Origin of the sequence: Kangsaoukella pontilimi (genome assembly GCF_009830125.1) — a bacterium.
Lineage (GTDB): Bacteria > Pseudomonadota > Alphaproteobacteria > Rhodobacterales > Rhodobacteraceae > Kangsaoukella > Kangsaoukella pontilimi.
Map to the genome: position 1 here is coordinate 25,641 of NZ_WUPT01000004.1, position 15,816 is coordinate 41,456.

At 63.4% G+C, this 15,816-nt stretch carries 19 protein-coding genes; 10 read left to right on the plus strand and 9 right to left on the minus strand.

All coding sequences use genetic code 11. The annotated features are described in order from the left end of the window. Positions 1–38 precede the first annotated feature (38 nt). On the plus strand, positions 39–986 hold the full coding sequence (locus tag GQ651_RS17245; RefSeq protein WP_160765528.1) for an L-threonylcarbamoyladenylate synthase: 948 nt from the start codon (positions 39–41) through the stop codon (positions 984–986). Between the two features lie 131 nt (positions 987–1,117). Here GQ651_RS17245 and GQ651_RS17250 read toward each other — a convergent pair whose 3' ends face one another. The 4 genes from GQ651_RS17250 to fabA all read right to left on the minus strand — a co-directional run bounded on the left by GQ651_RS17250 (position 1,118) and on the right by fabA (position 4,076). Next, positions 1,118–1,906, minus strand: a complete 789-nt coding sequence (locus tag GQ651_RS17250) for an enoyl-ACP reductase FabI (protein ID WP_160765529.1) — start codon at positions 1,904–1,906, stop codon at positions 1,118–1,120. A 4-nt stretch (positions 1,907–1,910) separates the two neighbouring features. Next, positions 1,911–3,131: a beta-ketoacyl-ACP synthase I gene (gene fabB, locus GQ651_RS17255; RefSeq protein WP_160765530.1), complete on the minus strand. Its 1,221-nt coding sequence runs from the start codon at positions 3,129–3,131 to the stop codon at positions 1,911–1,913. Positions 3,132–3,231: 100 nt separating this feature from the next. Continuing rightward, a complete protein-coding gene (locus tag GQ651_RS17260; protein ID WP_227258347.1) occupies positions 3,232–3,426 on the minus strand; it encodes a hypothetical protein in 195 nt (64 codons plus the stop codon). 140 nt (positions 3,427–3,566) lie between these two features. Continuing rightward, complete coding sequence (gene fabA, locus GQ651_RS17265; RefSeq protein ID WP_160765531.1) at positions 3,567–4,076, minus strand: bifunctional 3-hydroxydecanoyl-ACP dehydratase/trans-2-decenoyl-ACP isomerase; 510 nt, start codon at positions 4,074–4,076, stop codon at positions 3,567–3,569. Positions 4,077–4,243: 167 nt separating this feature from the next. On the opposite strand from fabA, the gene irrA reads away from it, so the two are divergent. Then, entirely contained in the window at positions 4,244–4,660 is a 417-nt protein-coding gene (irrA, locus tag GQ651_RS17270; RefSeq protein ID WP_160765532.1) for an iron response transcriptional regulator IrrA, read from the plus strand. A gap of 5 nt (positions 4,661–4,665) precedes the next feature. Here the strand turns inward: irrA and GQ651_RS17275 are convergent, their stop codons facing one another. Together GQ651_RS17275 and GQ651_RS17280 are read right to left on the minus strand one after the other, a co-directional pair. Continuing rightward, positions 4,666–5,331 (minus strand): SOS response-associated peptidase, encoded by a 666-nt coding sequence (locus GQ651_RS17275; protein WP_160765533.1) that lies wholly within the window; start codon positions 5,329–5,331, stop codon positions 4,666–4,668. An 88-nt stretch (positions 5,332–5,419) separates the two neighbouring features. Next, on the minus strand, positions 5,420–6,976 hold the full coding sequence (locus GQ651_RS17280; RefSeq protein ID WP_160765534.1) for a bifunctional metallophosphatase/5'-nucleotidase: 1,557 nt from the start codon (positions 6,974–6,976) through the stop codon (positions 5,420–5,422). Positions 6,977–7,109: 133 nt separating this feature from the next. On the opposite strand from GQ651_RS17280, the gene GQ651_RS17285 reads away from it, so the two are divergent. Next, complete coding sequence (locus GQ651_RS17285; RefSeq protein WP_160765535.1) at positions 7,110–7,454, plus strand: DUF952 domain-containing protein; 345 nt, start codon at positions 7,110–7,112, stop codon at positions 7,452–7,454. Further along, on the plus strand, positions 7,451–8,491 hold the full coding sequence (locus tag GQ651_RS17290) for a quinone-dependent dihydroorotate dehydrogenase (protein ID WP_160765536.1): 1,041 nt from the start codon (positions 7,451–7,453) through the stop codon (positions 8,489–8,491). Before GQ651_RS17285 ends, GQ651_RS17290 begins: the two co-directional genes overlap by 4 nt. Here the strand turns inward: GQ651_RS17290 and GQ651_RS17295 are convergent. The 3 genes from GQ651_RS17295 to GQ651_RS17305 are packed head-to-tail and all read right to left on the minus strand — an operon-like array spanning position 8,488 to position 10,759. Continuing rightward, positions 8,488–9,819 (minus strand): MATE family efflux transporter, encoded by a 1,332-nt coding sequence (locus tag GQ651_RS17295; protein WP_160765537.1) that lies wholly within the window; start codon positions 9,817–9,819, stop codon positions 8,488–8,490. The genes GQ651_RS17290 and GQ651_RS17295 overlap by 4 nt on opposite strands. Then, positions 9,816–10,325, minus strand: a complete 510-nt coding sequence (locus GQ651_RS17300) for a PaaI family thioesterase (RefSeq protein WP_160765538.1) — start codon at positions 10,323–10,325, stop codon at positions 9,816–9,818. The genes GQ651_RS17295 and GQ651_RS17300 overlap by 4 nt, the downstream gene beginning before the upstream one ends. After that, a complete protein-coding gene (locus tag GQ651_RS17305; RefSeq protein WP_160765539.1) occupies positions 10,322–10,759 on the minus strand; it encodes a PaaI family thioesterase in 438 nt (145 codons plus the stop codon). The genes GQ651_RS17300 and GQ651_RS17305 overlap by 4 nt, the downstream gene beginning before the upstream one ends. Positions 10,760–10,866: 107 nt before the next feature. Here GQ651_RS17305 and GQ651_RS17310 point away from each other — a divergent pair, with 107 nt between their 5' ends. The 6 genes from GQ651_RS17310 (at position 10,867) to GQ651_RS17335 (ending at position 15,756) form a co-directional block, all read left to right on the plus strand. Then, complete coding sequence (locus tag GQ651_RS17310; protein ID WP_160765540.1) at positions 10,867–11,235, plus strand: MerR family transcriptional regulator; 369 nt, start codon at positions 10,867–10,869, stop codon at positions 11,233–11,235. A gap of 153 nt (positions 11,236–11,388) precedes the next feature. Then, a complete protein-coding gene (locus tag GQ651_RS17315; RefSeq protein WP_160765541.1) occupies positions 11,389–11,793 on the plus strand; it encodes a MerR family transcriptional regulator in 405 nt (134 codons plus the stop codon). Between the two features lie 30 nt (positions 11,794–11,823). After that, positions 11,824–13,602 (plus strand): acyl-CoA dehydrogenase C-terminal domain-containing protein, encoded by a 1,779-nt coding sequence (locus GQ651_RS17320; protein WP_160765542.1) that lies wholly within the window; start codon positions 11,824–11,826, stop codon positions 13,600–13,602. A gap of 53 nt (positions 13,603–13,655) precedes the next feature. Continuing rightward, on the plus strand, positions 13,656–13,868 hold the full coding sequence (locus GQ651_RS17325) for a hypothetical protein (protein WP_160765543.1): 213 nt from the start codon (positions 13,656–13,658) through the stop codon (positions 13,866–13,868). A 21-nt stretch (positions 13,869–13,889) separates the two neighbouring features. Next, on the plus strand, positions 13,890–14,528 hold the full coding sequence (locus GQ651_RS17330) for a glutathione S-transferase family protein (RefSeq protein WP_160765544.1): 639 nt from the start codon (positions 13,890–13,892) through the stop codon (positions 14,526–14,528). A 16-nt stretch (positions 14,529–14,544) separates the two neighbouring features. Continuing rightward, entirely contained in the window at positions 14,545–15,756 is a 1,212-nt protein-coding gene (locus GQ651_RS17335) for an acetyl-CoA C-acetyltransferase (protein ID WP_160765545.1), read from the plus strand. Positions 15,757–15,816: the final 60 nt, after the last annotated feature.

A 15,816-nucleotide genomic window follows, 5' to 3' on the forward strand; every position in this document is an offset into this window, starting at 1 on the left:
GGCGGCGCAACAAAGACGCCACGTCACGGATCGCGCCTATGTCCGAGGATACAACGAAACGCCTGAAATCCGATGCAAATGGCATTGCACGGGCGGCAGAGACGCTGGCCCAGGGCGGGCTCGTCGCCTTCCCGACCGAAACGGTCTACGGGCTGGGCGCCGATGCGCGGAACGGCGTTGCTGTGGCCCGCATCTTCGAGGCCAAGGCGCGCCCCTCCTTCAATCCGCTGATCGTCCACGTCTCCGACCCCGCCAGGGTGCGCGATCTGGCGCGGATGTCGCCAGATGCCGAACGTCTGGCCGCGGCCTTCTGGCCGGGCGCACTGACGCTCGTTCTGCCAATCTGCCCGGACGCGGGCATCTCGTCTCTTGTGACCGCGGGCGGGGACAGCGTCGCGGTGCGTGTGCCGGATCATCCGGTGGCCACAGCGCTTCTCAAGGCGTTCGGCGGCCCGGTCGCGGCGCCATCGGCGAACCCGTCAGGCCGCATCTCGCCGACATCGGCAGCCCATGTGCTGGCCGGGCTCGCAGGCCGCATCGACGCCGTCCTCGATGGCGGCCCGACCTCGGTCGGCCTCGAATCGACCATCGTCGCCCTTTCCCCCTCGCCGACGCTCCTCCGTGCGGGCGGCATCCCGGCGGAAGAGATCGAGGCCTGCCTTGGCCGCCCTCTCGCAAAGCCGGTACCCACGGCCCGGCCCAGCGCGCCCGGCCAACTCGCGTCCCATTACGCGCCAGCCGCCACGGTCCGGCTGAATGCCACGGAGGCGGCGGGGGACGAGCTTCTGATCGGGTTCGGCCCTGTCCGGGGCGATCTCACTCTGTCCGACCACGGCGACCTGCAGAAGGCCGCCGCCAACCTCTTCGCCTTACTCCACGAGGCCGACTCCACGGGCCGACCAATTGCCGTCGCCCCGATACCCGATCATGGTCTCGGCCGCGCTATCAACGACAGGCTCGCCCGCGCCGCCGCGCCCCGCGACTGAGCCCTCTGTCACTTCGCCTGTTCGAAAATATCCCGGGGGTAGCGCGAGGGGGGCAGCGCCCCTCTCGCCCGGATCGGACGCGTCAGCGTCCGAAAAGCCCAGCGCGACCGGCAGAGCCGGGCGCAAAAACCTCAGAGGTTCTCGGCCTGCATCATGCCCAGAATGTGATAGCCGCCATCGACCCGGATGATCTCGCCCGAGGTCGCACCGCCATAATCCGACAGCAGATACACCGCCGTGCCGCCCACTTCCTCAAGTGACGCGTTGCGGCGCAGGGGCGCGTTGGCTTCGGTCGTCTTGAAGGTCTTCCGCGCGCCGCCGATGGCCGCACCGGCCAGCGTTTTCATGGGCCCGGGGCTGATCGCATTTACACGGATATTCTCGGGACCCAGATCGTTGGCCAGGTAGCGAACGGTCGATTCCAGCGCCGCCTTGGCCACCCCCATGACATTGTAATTCGGCTGCACCCGGTTCGAGCCGAGATAGGTCAGCGTCACGATGGAGCCGCCGTTCTTCATCAGAGGCCGCGCGCGCCGCGCCACGTCGATCAGCGAATAACACGAGATCGTCAGAGAATTCCGAAAGTTCTCGCGGCTCGTATTGATGAAGCGCCCGGTCAATTCGCCCTTGTCGGAATAGGCGATCGAATGAACGACGAAATCCAGTCCGCCCCAACGCTCCGATATCACCTGAAAAGCCGCATCGATGGACGCATCATCGGTCACGTCGACATCGATCAGAATATCGCTGCCTACGCTTTCCGCCAGAGGCTCGACCCGCTTGCCGAATGCTTCGCCCTGATAGGTGAAAGCCAGTTCCGCGCCTTCCGCGGCCAGTGCCTTGGCGATGCCCCAGGCGATGGAGTGGTCATTCGCCACCCCCATCACCAGTCCACGCTTTCCTTCCATCAAACCGGCCATGGTGTCACCCGTGATATTTGCTCATGGCGACCGTGGCGTTGGTCCCGCCGAAGCCGAAGGAGTTCGACAGAACCGTGTCGAGGTCCGCGTCCCGCGTCTCGGTCACGACCTCTTCCGGGCGAAGCGCGGGATCGAGCGTCTTGACGTTGATCGAAGGCGCGATGAACCCGCCCTGCATCATCAGGATCGAATAAATCGCCTCATGCACGCCAGCAGCCCCCAGCGAGTGCCCCGTCATCGACTTGGTTGCCGAAACCGGCGGATGGTCGTCGCCAAAGACGCGGCGGATCGCTTCCATCTCGGTCACGTCGCCCACAGGCGTCGAGGTGCCGTGCGCATTGATGTAGTCGACTGACCGGTCGCCAAGTGTCTCGATGGCCAGCCGCATGGACCGCTCGCCGCCCTCTCCGGAAGGCGCCACCATGTCATAGCCATCCGACGTCGCACCGTAGCCCGTGACTTCGGCATAGATCTTGGCGCCCCGTGCCTTGGCGTGCTCCAGTTCTTCCAGCACAACCATGCCGCCGCCGCCGCCGATCACGAAGCCGTCCCGCGTGGCGTCATAGGCCCGCGCGGCTTCGGTCGGAGTGTCGTTATATTTCGAACTCATCGCGCCCATCGCGTCGAAGAGGCATGAAAGTGTCCAGTCCACTTCCTCGCCGCCCCCGGCGAAGACGATGTCCTGCTTGCCCATCTGGATCTGCTCGGTCCCGTTCCCGATGCAATGCAGCGTCGTCGAGCAAGCCGAAGTGATCGAATAGTTGAGCCCCTTGATCTTGAACGGCGTCGCAAGACAGGCCGAAACGGTGGAGGACATGCAGCGCGTCACCATGAACGGTCCCATGCGCTTGGGGCTGCCCTTCTCGATGACGGTGTTATGCGCCGAGAAGAAATTGGAGGTCGACGGTCCGCCGGACCCTGCGATCAGACCTGTCTTCACGTTCGAGACGTCGCTTTCCTCCAGCCCGCTGTCGGCGATCGCCTGTTCCATCGACAGATAGGCATAGGCCGCCGTCGGCCCCATGAAACGCAGCTGGCGCTTGTCGATATGATCCTCAAGAACGATATCCGGCACACCCGCGACCTGACTGCGGAACCCGTGATCTGCGTAATCCTGCTGAAAGGTGATACCCGAGCGGCCCGCCCGAAGGCTGGCTTCGACCTCGGCGGCGTTGTTGCCGATAGGACAGACGATCCCGATCCCGGTGATGACGACGCGACGCATAAGCGCACTCCCTTGGTTCTTCGTCGTCTCGTGTAGGACATGGGGCGCGCCGGGGGCAAGCAATTAGCACGGGCGGGCCTTCAAGTGAAAAACGCTTGCCCTACCTCTCGACCACGCTGGCCTGTCCTATGATCCTGCCTTCCCACAGAAAGAAACGCCCGGCGCTCTGCATGGTTCGTGCGCCCTCTTCTGTCAGGAATACGAAGCCCAGTTGCCGCCTATCCCCCGGTCGGAGCGGCTCGTCGAAGAGGATCGGCCAGGCGTCAAATGCGAGGCGGGCCTCTGGGTCGGCCATACCGGGACAGCCCCAGCCGGGAAGCGCATCGCGAGCCGCCTCCCGCCCTCGGCTGTTTCATACATGACCACATCGACCACCAGATCGGGTATCGATCCGTTGATACGCAGCGCACGTTCGGCGAGAGACATGGTGGTCCCTCAGCTCTCGCTGAGCGCCACTTTCATATCCTTGACCTGATAGATCACGTCGCCATCGGCCTCGACGATGCCGTCGGCGACGCCCATGGTCAGGCGCCGGGTCTGCACGGCCTTGGTGAAATCCACCTTGTAGGTCAGCATCTTGCGGTCGGGGCGCACCATGCCGGTCAATTTCACCTCGCCCACGCCCAGCGCATAGCCCCGTCCCTGCCAGCCGCGCCAGCCAAGGTTGAAGCCCGTCAACTGCCAGAGACCGTCAAGGCCAAGACATCCCGGCATGATCGGGTTGCCCGGGAAATGGCATTCGAAGAACCAGAGGTCCGGCGTGATGTCGAACTCGGCGACGACATGCCCCTTGCCATGGGCGCCCCCGTCCTCGCTGATCTCGGTAATCCGGTCCATCATCAGCATGGGCGGCGCGGGAAGCTGCGCGTTGCCGGGGCCGAAAAGCTCGCCGCGCGCGCAGGCCAGAAGGCCCTCTTTGTCGAAACTCGTTGGAAAATCTGCCATCTGCCCGCCCGTTCCTGTCTGTTGGACTGTTCTGAACGGCTTATCAAAGCCCGCGACCGTGGCGCAAGAGCACTCAGGAACGGGACATTGCGTCGATCTTTGGGATTTCCAATTGAAACAGCCGTTTCGTGCCCTCTATATATCAGGAAAGACAAGTGAGACCGGTGATGGACACAGCGCAGCACAAGGCAGGCGAAGAGTGGCTCGCGACGGCGGGGCTGAGGCCCACGCGTCAGCGTGTGGCGCTGGCCGCACTTCTGGTGGGGGACGGCAAGAACCGCCACGTGACCGCGGAAAGCCTGCATCTTGCCAGCCAGGACGCTGGCGAGGCCGTGTCACTCGCCACTGTCTACAACACGCTCCGCGCCTTCTGCGAGGCCGGTCTGGTGCAGGAAGTGACCGTGGATGGGTCGAAAAGCTATTTCGATACCCGCACCGACGATCACCCGCATTTTTACTGGGAAGATGACGGTCGCCTGACCGACGCGCCTGCGGACGATCTTGAAATCCGCCGGCTGCCGAACGCGCCGAAAGGCACCGAGATCGCCAAGGTTGACGTGGTGATCCGCCTCCGCCGCCGCTAGGCGGTTCAAATCTCGACAGGTTCTATCAGCCCGGGCCCGGACGCACGGTTCGAATTCACACGCGGATCGACCCGATGAAAGGCCAGAGCATCTTCCGGCGCCGCCGTCATCAGTGTCGCGCCCCCCTTCCCCGCCTCTCCCAGCCAGAGCGGCCAGTCACTTTCGTTCAGAACGACCGGCATACGGTGATGGATTGCTGACATGGCGCGGTTGGCCGCCGTGGTGACTATGGCACAGGTGACAAATGCCTCGTCTCCCTTTTCCCAGACCTGCCAGACACCGGCAAAGGCCAGAACATCCCCCTCTGACGGATGGATGTACCAGGGCAACCGGTTGCCACCCGCGTCCTTGGTCCATTCATAGAACCCGGTCGCGGGGATCAGGCAGCGCCGCTCCCGGCACGCCGCACGAAATGCCGGCTTCTCGGCAATCGTCTCGGCCCGCGCGTTGATCAGAAGCGGGCCATCGGTGGGCGTCTTGTACCAATGCGGCAGAAATCCCCAACGCATCGGCCTCAGCCGCCGACCTCCTTCGTCGCTCGTGACCGCGTGCACCTGATTGGTGGGACAGACGTTGAAATTCGGTGTGGGAGGCAGGTCGTTCGAGGGCATCGCATCGAAAAGCGCGGCCATGGCGTCATCGGGTAGCGTTATCGCAAATCGCCCGCACATACCTTCGCCTGTTCGGAAATATCCCGGGGGGTCCGGGGGGCAGAGCCCCCCGGCGGATCGGACCGGGCGCCAGCCCGGTCCGACACCGTCATTTCTTCACGATCCGGCCTTCGACGACGGGCGCCGCCGGGCCGTTCTCGACCATGTACTCCGCCAGCACATCGGCAAGATCGGGGCCGAAGTCATAGGCATCCTCGGCCGAGGCGAACATCGCGTAACCGTCGCCGCCGTTACGCACGTAGTTGTTGGTCACCACACCATATGTCGCCGCCGGGTCGATCGGCTGACCGCCCACCTCGACGCTGACAATCCGGCTGCCCGGCTCGGCGCTCGGGTCCCAGGTGAAGGTCATGCCCGCCACTTGCGGGAAGCGGCCCGCGACCTCTTCCACCTGGCTCACGCCGTTCTCGAGAGCGTCGATCAGGGTCTGGCCGGAGGCGGAGAAGGTGGCCAGCGTGTTCTGGAACGGCAGCACGGTCATCACCTCGCCCATGGTCACCTCGCCCTCGTCGATCGAGGAACGGATGCCGCCCGAGTTGGCGAAAGCGATGTCGATGCCAAGGTCCTTGACCCGGTCCAGCATGGCGTCCGCCACGAGGTTGCCCATCGCGCACTCCTCGACCCGGCAGACCGAACGGTCGCCTTCGATGAAGCCCGCCGACTGCGCGACCACGCGGTTGCGGATCTCGTCGAGCGGCTCAGCCAGTTCGGCAATGCGCGCCTTGGTCTCGGCATCCTCGGCCACAGAAGCGTCGATCAGGATCGGTTCACCCACCGCCTCGATCACGTTGCCGCCATCGTCGAAGGTCAGCTGCAACTCGCCCAGGTACTTGCCAAAGGCATAGGCCTGAACGATCGGTACACCATTCATTCGTTCAGGGTACGGACCATCCGCACCATCATCCGTGTTCGACAGGAACGTGTTCGTGTGACCACCCACGATCAGGTCCACGTTCGTCGTGTTCTGCGCGATGACAAGATCCGTGGCAAAGCCGGAATGGCTGAGCACGATGATCTTGTTGATCCCCTCTTCCGTAAGCCTGTCGACCTCGGCCTGAATAGCAGGCGACGGGTCGGTGAAAATGATGTTGGGGCCGGGCGAGGACAGCTCGTCGTTGTTGCGCGGCGTCACGCCGACGATGCCGATGCGCTCGCCTGCTTTTTCGATGACCACGGATTTCTGGATGAGACCGCTCAAGGCGGCTTCCATCGAGATGTCGGCATTCGACATCAGCACCGGGAATTCGACCTTCTCGACGAAGCTGGCCAGGCCCTCGGGACCGTTGTTGAACTCGTGGTTTCCGACCGCCATGGCGTCGAAGCCCAGCTTGTTCATGATTTCGGCCTGCACGTCGCCCTTGTAATACTGGAAGAACAGGGTGCCCTGGAACTGATCGCCCGCATCGAGAAGCAGCCAGTTCTCGTTTCTCGCCTTGGCATCGGCAATGGCAGTGACCATGCGCGCCGCCCCACCGAAGCACTCGCCGGCGGCGTTATCTTCTTCGGAACAGCCCGAGTTGAAGCGGCTGATCGGCTCGAAACGGTCGTGAAAATCGTTCGTGTGAAGAATGGTAATGGAATAATCCGCGGCCGCTACGCCTGTCGAAAGCGCCAATGCCGCTGCTCCTGCGAGAAGCGTCTTCATTCTGGGAATCCCCCTGCTGGTTATGACTATTGGCGAAAGACTGACCGGAACACGGGCCGGTGTCAAAACCGCTTTCGCGCGTCGTCGCGTCAATCGCCTTGACGCACGCGCCCTGCCGCGCCAATCAGCAGCCATGGCGCTTATCTACAAGATTTTCAGGCAGGACGAGTTCACAGATCTGGAAGCGGCGGGCGAAACCCTCGGCGCACCCGTCGATCTGGCGGACGGCTTCATCCACTTCTCGACCGCGGAACAGGTGGCCGAGACGGCGGGCAAGCATTTCGCGGGCGAGGACGGCCTGAAACTCCTAGCCGTCAATCCCGCCCCACTCGGTGACGCCCTGAAATGGGAGCCTTCGCGTGGCGGCGCGCTTTTCCCGCATCTCTACCGCCCGCTGCGCACCAGCGACGTTCTCTGGTCGCGTGACCTGCCTCTGGTAGACGGCGCTCATGATTTCAGCGGGCTTATCGACGGATGATCGAGCGGCTGGCCCTCGGCGCTCTTGCGCGCATCGACTCCGAGACGGCGCACGGTCTGGCGCTGAAGGCGCTTCATACGCCGTTTGCTCCGTCTCCCGGCCCGATCACATCGCCCGTGCTGAAGACGAACATTGCTGGCCTGGAACTGCCGAACCCGGTCGGCCTGGCAGCGGGCTTCGACAAGAACGCGACCGCACTCGCCCCTCTGATGCAGGCGGGGTTCGGCTTTCTCGAAGTGGGCGCGGCCACGCCTCGCCCGCAGCCCGGCAATGCCAAGCCGCGCCTCTTCCGGCTGAGCGAGGATCGCGCGGTCATCAACCGTTTTGGTTTCAACAATGACGGGGTCGAGGCGATTGCCGAGCGCCTCGCCGCCCGCCCCGCGGGCATTCCGGTGGGCCTGAACCTTGGCGCGAACAAGGACAGCGCCGACCGCGCCAAAGACTTTGCCGAGGTACTCGTCCGCGTGCGAGATCATGTGGACTTCGCCACCGTCAACGTGTCGTCCCCCAATACCGAAAAGCTGCGCGACCTTCAGGGGCCGGATGCGCTTGCCGCGCTCCTTGATGGCGTGATGGCGGTCAGGGGCGACGTGCCTGTCTTCCTCAAGATCGCGCCAGACCTGTCGGATGCCGAGATCGCGGATATCGCCGGCGTTGCGCAAAAGGCGGGGGTTCACGCGATCATTGCCACCAATACCACGCTTGCCCGCCCCGGCCTGACAAGCCCTCACCGTGACGAGACCGGCGGCCTGTCCGGTCGGCCCCTCTTCGGTCCGTCCACGCGCGTTCTGGCGCGCCTTTACCGGGAAACCGGGGGCGCGATCCCGCTGATCGGGGTGGGTGGCGTCGAGTCCGCGTCCGAGGCTTATGCCAAGATCCGGGCGGGCGCTTCGGCGGTGCAGCTATACAGTGCAATGGTCTATTGGGGGCTGTCGCTGGTCGCGCGTATTGCGCGGGGGCTGGACGAGCGCCTGCAGCATGACGGGTTCCACTCGGTCGCGGACGCGGTCGGCACCGGCGTGGACGACTGGCTTTAGTCCGCTGCCGCCCGTTCAAGCGCCGGATAGCGCAGGCCAAGCGACACGGCCCGCGCTGCGAGCGAGATCAGAAGCGCCATCCAAAGCCCGTCATTGCCGAAGCGCGGCACCAGAAGCCAGACGGCTACGGCATAGATCGCAGCCGAAATCAGCATCATGTTCCGCATGTCCCGCGTCCGCGTCGCACCGATAAAGATACCGTCCAGCATATAAGCCGCGACCCCCAGGAGCGGCGCGGCGACCATCCAGGGCAGAAGGTCGCGCGCCGCCGCACGCACCGGTTCGGACGTGGTCATGATGTCGATGCCAACGCCTCCGGCCAGTGCAATGACCGCCGCGAAGGCCAAGGCCACGGCCAGCCCCCAGCCCGAGGTCATAAGCGCCGACCGGCGCACCCGCTCGGGACTGCGCCGCCCCATGGCATTGCCGACCAGCGTCTCGGCGGCAAAGGCGAACCCGTCGAGGCCGAAGGCCACGATATGCAGGAATTGCAGCAGCACCTGATTGGCGGCAAGCTGCACGTCCCCGAAATCGGCACCGAAGAACAGGAAGGACACGAAGATCGCTTCCAGCAGGAGCGAGCGGATCAGGATATCCCGGTTGACTGCCGCCATATGCCAGAGCCGCACGCGGTCCAGCACCCTCACCATGTCGTTCCAGTAGGGTCTGAGGAACGCGTCGCGGCAGAACCAGAGCCCCAGCAGAAGCCCAGACCATTCGGCGATAAGGGTGGCCACCGCCACGCCCTCGACGCCCCAGTCGAAGCCCAGAACGAAGACAAGGTCTAACAGGATGTTGACCCCATTCATCGCCACCTGAAGCACCAGCACCGCTCGCGTCCGCTCGGCCGCGATCAGCCAGCCGGTGATCCCGTAGATCGCGATCGCGGCGGGTGCCGACCAGATGCGGATCTCCATATAGTCGCGGGCCAGAGTCTCGACTGCGTCGGACGCGGGCGACAGGGCGAAGCCGCCCGCGAAGATCAGCGATTGCAGGACGATCAGAAGCGCACCACCAGCAAAGCCGATCAGGAGCGCACGGGACAAGAGGGCGTCTGCCTCGCCCCGGTCGCCCGCGCCGAGCGCCTGGCTCGTGAGGCCGACGGTTCCCATTCTGAGGAACCCGAACACCCAGTAGACGGCGGAGAGGATGATCGCACCGATCCCGACCGCGCCGATCGGGACGGGATCACCAAGCTGGCCCACCACGCCCGTATCCACCGCTCCCAGGATGGGAATGGTGGCGTTCGAGATCACGATGGGCCCGGCGATGGCCCAGACGCGCGCATGGGTTATTGGCTTGGGCGCCGCCTCTGTTGCAACGCTCATTCGTCGCCGCTTGGCAGCAGGAAATGCCCGGTCGCCTGTGCGTAAAGCCGGCTGCGGTTGTCCTGCCACGCCTCGACATGGACGCTGGCGTAGCGCCGCCCAGACCGGTTGACGCGCGCCCGCGCGTAGGCGTCGCGTGGCAGACCCGAGCGCAGGTAATCCACCGTGAAGTCAATGGTCTTGGGCATGCGCGGCAGGGTATCGGGAGTCAGCGTCTCGGCATCGAGCCGGCCGCTTTCGATGTCGTGCCACAGCTTCTGCCAGGCCAGTTCGACGATCGCCGTCGTCTCGAGAAACGCAGCTGTCGCCCCGCCGTGGAGGGCTGGTAGAAGAGGATTGCCGATAAGCTTTTCGTCGAAGCGCAGCTTGGCGGTCACCTCGTCGCCCATCCGCTCGAACTCAATGCCGAGAAACTGCGCGTAGGGAATGCTGCCAGCGAGAGCGGCAAGCGCACGGTCGCGCCGCTCTTTGACGACCTGAACAGGCTCTGGGCGGGATCGGTTCATTTTCCCCTCCCCGGGTTCTCGACCGTAAAGGCGCCGGTGGCGGTGGCGACCGGCTTGGCCTCGTCCTCGTCCATGGCGACGGCCCGCACGAAGGCGACGTTCCGCGTGACGTGATAGCAGGTCGCCCGCGCCGTGATCCGCTGGCCGGGCGTGGCCGCGCGCATGTAGTCGATGCGGAGATCAATCGTCGCGGTGCCTGCATGTGCCGCAGGATGGCTGACCACGGCGGCGCCGCCGCAGGTATCCATCAGCGTCGATACCGCACCGCCGTGGATCACGCCGGTCGACGGATCGCCCACGAAGCGCGTGTCATAGGGCATGGTGATAACCGCTTCGCCGTCCCCGATCTCGGTCAGCTCCATGCCGAGCGCCCGCGCATGAGGGATGCTTTCGATGAACTGGCGCGCCAGTTTCCGTTTGCGGTCTTCATCCATGGCCGTTGATCCTTTCAAGCCCGCGTTATCGGATACGTGACGGGGTGTCGCAAGCTGATTGATCCGGACGGGTTGGCGCACTACCCTTGCGGAAAGGGAGGAGACCCATGGCAGCCGAAAGGCTTTCATTCAAGGAGATGTGCGCGCGGTTCGATGTGACCCCCCGCACACTGCGGTACTACGAGTACATCGAACTCCTCTTCCCGGAGAAGGAGGGGCGCTCGCGCTTTTATGGCTCGCGCGAGGTCGCACGGATGACGCTGATCATGCGTGGCCGGAAATGGGGCTTCTCGCTCGAGGAAATCCGCCAGTGGCTTCTGATTTACGAAGAACAGGGCACCGAACAGCAATATCGCACCTTCGTCGACCTCGCCGACCGTCAGCTTGTCGCGCTAAAAACCGAACGCGATCAGCTTAACGAGACCATCGAAGACCTCGAAAAATTCCGCGGCGAGGTCATGAAGTCGCTCGGCTGACCACCGATTGTTTCGCGCGACGCGGCGTCGCTTTTCCATAATATCCACGGCTTTGGTCCGTGACGTGACGTTATGCTTACGTTCACGTCAAGCAATCTTGCACGATGTCGGTCGGATCTGCATTTCCATGCGGTGACAACTGTGGACCGACCTATGACCCAGGACCTTATGACAATTCGCGAGATGTGCGACGCGTTCGACGTGACGCCCCGCACGCTCCGCTTCTACGAAGCAAAAGAGCTGATCTTCCCCGTTCGCGAGGGTACGCGCCGTCTCTTCACCCGCACCGACCGTGCGCGCCTGAAGCTGATCCTGCGCGGCAAACGCTTCGGCTTCAGTCTCGAACAGATCCGGCAGCTTCTGGACCTTTACGACCGGAATAACCGGAACATTCCTCAGGTGACGAAGGCAATCGAGCTTGGCCGTGAACGACTAGACGACATGGAGCGCCAGCGCGACGAACTCGAAATCGCCATCAAGGGCCTGCGCGAGCAGCTGTCCTGGGGCGAGGAGCACCTTCAGACCCTCATCAATGAAACGGCCAAGGCGGCCGAGTAACAATTCCCGTCAAAGTGCAGGGAGGCCCTCATGACGACCTATACCCCACCGATCAAAGACATTCAGTTCGTACTGCACGAGCTTCTGAAGGTCACCGAAAGCGATGTTCCCGGCTATGACGAGCTGGACCCAGAATTCACCCAGGCCATCCTGGACGAAGCGGGCAAGATCGCGGCCAACGTCCTGCACCCCCTGAACAAGGTGGGCGACGAAGAGGGCTGCAGGCTGGAAAACGGCGTCGTGCGCACGCCGAAGGGCTTCAAGGAAGCGTTCGATCAGGTGCGTGAGGGCGGTTGGACCGGACTGGACTGCGATCCGGAATATGGCGGACAGGGCCTTCCGCATCTGATGAACACCGCCGCGGGCGAGATGTTCTCGTCGGCCAACATGGCGTTCCAGATGTATCCCGGCCTGACCCACGGCGCGGCCTCGGCTATTCACGTCCACGGCTCGGAAGACCAGAAACAGACCTACCTACCCAAGCTCTACTCGGGCGAGTGGACCGGCACGATGAACCTGACCGAGCCCCAGTGCGGCACCGATCTGGGCCTGATCCGCACCAAGGCCGAGCCGCAGGATGACGGCAGCTATCTGATCACCGGCTCGAAGATCTGGATTTCTTCGGGCGAACACGACATGGCCGACAACATCATCCACCTCGTGCTGGCCAAGATCCCCGGCGGCCCCGAGGGCGTGAAGGGCATCTCGCTTTTCGTGGTGCCGAAGTTCTTCGTGAACGAGGACGGTTCGCTCGGTGACCGGAACGCGGTCTCCTGCGGCGGTCTGGAAGAGAAGATGGGCATTCATGGCAACGCCACCTGTGTCATGAACTACGACGGCGCGCGGGGCTGGCTCGTGGGCGAGATGCACAAGGGCATGCGCGCCATGTTCACCATGATGAACGAGGCCCGCCTGTCGGTCGCGCTTCAGGGCTATGCCCAGGGCGAGGTCGCCTATCAGAATGCGCTCGGCTTTGCCCGTGACCGTCTGCAGGGCCGCGATGTGACGGGAACCAAGAACCCGAACGGTCCGGCCGATCCGATCATCGTTCACCCCGATGTCCGTCGGAATCTGATGGACCAGAAGGTCTATGTCGAAGGTGGACGCGCAATGGTCTACTGGGGCGCGTCCATGATCGACCGCTCGCATCGCCTGAACGACGACGAGGCCGAGGCGATGATCTCGCTTCTGATTCCGGTTCTGAAGGGCTTCCTGACCGATAAGGGCTTTGAGACCGCGGTAAACGCCCAGCAGACCCTCGGCGGGTCGGGCTTTACGCGTGAATGGGGCCTCGAGCAGTTCGTCCGCGATGCGCGCATCGCCATGATCTACGAAGGCACGAACGGCATTCAGTCGCTCGACCTCGTCGGCCGCAAGCTGGGCATGAATGGCGGCCAGACGATCATGGCCTTCTTCGAGATGGTGAAGAGCTTCATCAAGGAGAACGAAGGCAATGCCGGTCTGAAGGCCGGTTACCTCGATCCGCTGAAGGAAGCGTCGAAGGACCTGCAGGCGGCGGCGATGTATTTCATGCAGGAAGGCATGAAAAACCCGCTGAACGCTCTGTCCGGTTCTTATGACTTCATGCACCTCTTCGGTCACGTGACCATGGGTCTTGTCTGGGCCCAGATGGCCAAGGCTTCGATGGAGGCGCTCGAAGGCGGGGCGTCCGATACCGAGTTCTATGAGACCAAGCTGGCCACGGGACGCTACTACATGGCGCGGCATCTGCCGGCGACCAAGCTGCACCTGGCGCGGATATCGACCGGCGCGGAACCGGTCATGGCCCTCGACGCGGCCAACTTCTAAATGCGAGAAAGGGGGCGGTTTTCGCCCCCTTTTTTCCATCGAGGAGCCCGCTCATGCCCAAACGCCTCCGCCTGACCCGCCGCTTTCCCGTTGCAATGAGCGAGGACGGTTACCGGCGTCTGAAGAAATTTGCCCGCGAGGCGGGGCTGGACGAGGGCGAGGCGCTGAGTTTTCTCTTCGAGAATTTTTCAAGCGTCATCGACGACGACAAGATGACCGCGCGCCTGAGATTGTTTAACGCTGAACTAGATGACCGGAAGCGTTGATATCAAAGGAGGAATTTCGGGATGACCCTCAAACTGCATTGCTTTGGTGAATCCGGGCACAGCTACAAGGTGGCGCTGGCGCTGAATGTCGCCGGTCTCGACTGGGAGCCGGTCCATATCGACTTCTTCCGGGGCGGCAGCCGAACGCCCGAGTATCTGGCCAACGTGAACGAGATGGGCGAGGCGCCGGTTCTTGTAGACGGTGATCTGAAGCTCAGCCAATCGGGCGTTATCCTCGACTATCTCAGCGAGAAGACGGGCCGGTTCGGCGGTGAGACACCCGAGGAACGGCGTGAGGTTCTGCGGTGGGTCCTTTGGGACAATCACAAGATGTCCAGCCAGGCGGGCGTCACCCGATTCCTGACGAACTTTCTCAGCCCCGAGAAACGCAACGATGACGTCATCGCGTTCTGTCAGGGCCGCATGATGGCGGCGCTCAAGGTGCTCGACGGACATATGACGGAACGTGACTGGATCGCGGGACGTGACGTCACGAATGCAGATTTCTCCTGCTGTAGCTACCTGTTCTATGACGAGTCTTTCGGTTTCGACAGAAAGGCTTACCCGAATATCGACCGCTGGCTCGACCGCATCGCGGACCTGCCGGGCTGGCGGCACCCCTATGACCTGATGCCGCGCGCCTTTCCGGGCGCGGCCTGACCCAAGGAGACACGCAATGCGCGACGCCTATATCTTCGACGCCGTTCGCTCGCCGCGCGGCAAGGGCCGCAAGGACGGCAGCCTGCACGAGGTGACGCCGGTCAAGCTGAGCGCCGACATGCTGAACGCGATCAAGGACCGGAACGGTCTTGAGGGCCATGCCGTCGAGGACGTGATCTGGGGCAACGCCACGCAGGTCATGGAGCAGGGTGGCTGCCTCGCCCGGACCGCCGTTCTGGCCTCGGAGCTCGACGAGCATATCCCCGGCCTTTCGATCAACCGGTTCTGTGCCAGCGGCATGGAGGCCGTGAACCTCGCTGCCAACCAGGTCAAGGGCGGCGCGGGCGAGGGTTATATCGCGGGCGGTGTCGAGTGCATGAGCCGTGTGGCCATGGGCTCGGACGGGGCGGCCATCGCCGTCGATCCGTCGGTCGCCATGAAGACTTATTTTGTGCCGCAGGGCATTTCGGCGGACATCATCGCCACCGAATACGGCTTCAGCCGTGACAACGTCGACGCCTTCGCCGTGGAAAGCCAGAACCGCGCTGCCGCCGCCTGGGAAGACAACCGGTTCGAGCGCTCGATCGTCACCATCAAGGACCAGAACGGTCTGACGATCCTCGACCGCGACGAATACATGCGCCCCGGCACCGACATGCAGGCTCTCGGCGCTCTGAAGGCCAGCTTCAAGGATCAGGGCGAGGTCATGCCCGGTTTCGACAAGATCGCGCTGATGAAGTATCCGCATCTCGAGCGGATCAACCACGTGCACCACGCCGGCAACTCGTCTGGCATCGTGGACGGCTCGGCAGCGGTCCTGATCGGCTCGAAGGAGTTCGGGGAAGCGCATGGTCTGAAACCCCGCGCCCGTATCCGCGCCACCGCCAAGATCGGCACCGACCCGACGATCATGCTGACCGGACCCGTACCGGCGACGCAGAAGATCCTTGCCGACAGCGGCATCGCCATCGGTGACATCGACCTGTTCGAAGTGAACGAGGCGTTTTCGTCCGTTGTCCTGCGCTTCATGCAGGCCTTCGACGTGGATCATGCCAAGCTGAACGTAAACGGCGGCGCCATCGCCATGGGCCACCCCCTTGGCGCGTCTGGCGCGATCATCATCGGCACCCTTCTGGACGAGCTCGAGCGTCAGGATAAAGAGCTGGGCCTCGCCACGCTCTGCGTCGCATCGGGTATGGGCGCCGCCACAATTATTGAGCGAGTTTGATCAAAATCAATCAACCTTTGGCAACCCCGTGTCTATTAATATACCATTAAGTTCTGACAT

What these genes read in the sequence shown, in the direction of transcription:
- GQ651_RS17245 (WP_160765528.1), top strand. Translation starts at nt 39, where the DNA reads ATGTCCGAGGATACAACGAAACGCCTGAAATCCGATGCAAATGGCATT.
- GQ651_RS17250 (WP_160765529.1), bottom strand. Translation starts at nt 1,906, where the DNA reads ATGGCCGGTTTGATGGAAGGAAAGCGTGGACTGGTGATGGGGGTGGCG.
- fabB (WP_160765530.1), bottom strand. Translation starts at nt 3,131, where the DNA reads ATGCGTCGCGTCGTCATCACCGGGATCGGGATCGTCTGTCCTATCGGC.
- GQ651_RS17260 (WP_227258347.1), bottom strand. Translation starts at nt 3,426, where the DNA reads ATGGCCGACCCAGAGGCCCGCCTCGCATTTGACGCCTGGCCGATCCTC.
- fabA (WP_160765531.1), bottom strand. Translation starts at nt 4,076, where the DNA reads ATGGCAGATTTTCCAACGAGTTTCGACAAAGAGGGCCTTCTGGCCTGC.
- irrA (WP_160765532.1), top strand. Translation starts at nt 4,244, where the DNA reads ATGGACACAGCGCAGCACAAGGCAGGCGAAGAGTGGCTCGCGACGGCG.
- GQ651_RS17275 (WP_160765533.1), bottom strand. Translation starts at nt 5,331, where the DNA reads ATGTGCGGGCGATTTGCGATAACGCTACCCGATGACGCCATGGCCGCG.
- GQ651_RS17280 (WP_160765534.1), bottom strand. Translation starts at nt 6,976, where the DNA reads ATGAAGACGCTTCTCGCAGGAGCAGCGGCATTGGCGCTTTCGACAGGC.
- GQ651_RS17285 (WP_160765535.1), top strand. Translation starts at nt 7,110, where the DNA reads ATGGCGCTTATCTACAAGATTTTCAGGCAGGACGAGTTCACAGATCTG.
- GQ651_RS17290 (WP_160765536.1), top strand. Translation starts at nt 7,451, where the DNA reads ATGATCGAGCGGCTGGCCCTCGGCGCTCTTGCGCGCATCGACTCCGAG.
- GQ651_RS17295 (WP_160765537.1), bottom strand. Translation starts at nt 9,819, where the DNA reads ATGAGCGTTGCAACAGAGGCGGCGCCCAAGCCAATAACCCATGCGCGC.
- GQ651_RS17300 (WP_160765538.1), bottom strand. Translation starts at nt 10,325, where the DNA reads ATGAACCGATCCCGCCCAGAGCCTGTTCAGGTCGTCAAAGAGCGGCGC.
- GQ651_RS17305 (WP_160765539.1), bottom strand. Translation starts at nt 10,759, where the DNA reads ATGGATGAAGACCGCAAACGGAAACTGGCGCGCCAGTTCATCGAAAGC.
- GQ651_RS17310 (WP_160765540.1), top strand. Translation starts at nt 10,867, where the DNA reads ATGGCAGCCGAAAGGCTTTCATTCAAGGAGATGTGCGCGCGGTTCGAT.
- GQ651_RS17315 (WP_160765541.1), top strand. Translation starts at nt 11,389, where the DNA reads ATGACCCAGGACCTTATGACAATTCGCGAGATGTGCGACGCGTTCGAC.
- GQ651_RS17320 (WP_160765542.1), top strand. Translation starts at nt 11,824, where the DNA reads ATGACGACCTATACCCCACCGATCAAAGACATTCAGTTCGTACTGCAC.
- GQ651_RS17325 (WP_160765543.1), top strand. Translation starts at nt 13,656, where the DNA reads ATGCCCAAACGCCTCCGCCTGACCCGCCGCTTTCCCGTTGCAATGAGC.
- GQ651_RS17330 (WP_160765544.1), top strand. Translation starts at nt 13,890, where the DNA reads ATGACCCTCAAACTGCATTGCTTTGGTGAATCCGGGCACAGCTACAAG.
- GQ651_RS17335 (WP_160765545.1), top strand. Translation starts at nt 14,545, where the DNA reads ATGCGCGACGCCTATATCTTCGACGCCGTTCGCTCGCCGCGCGGCAAG.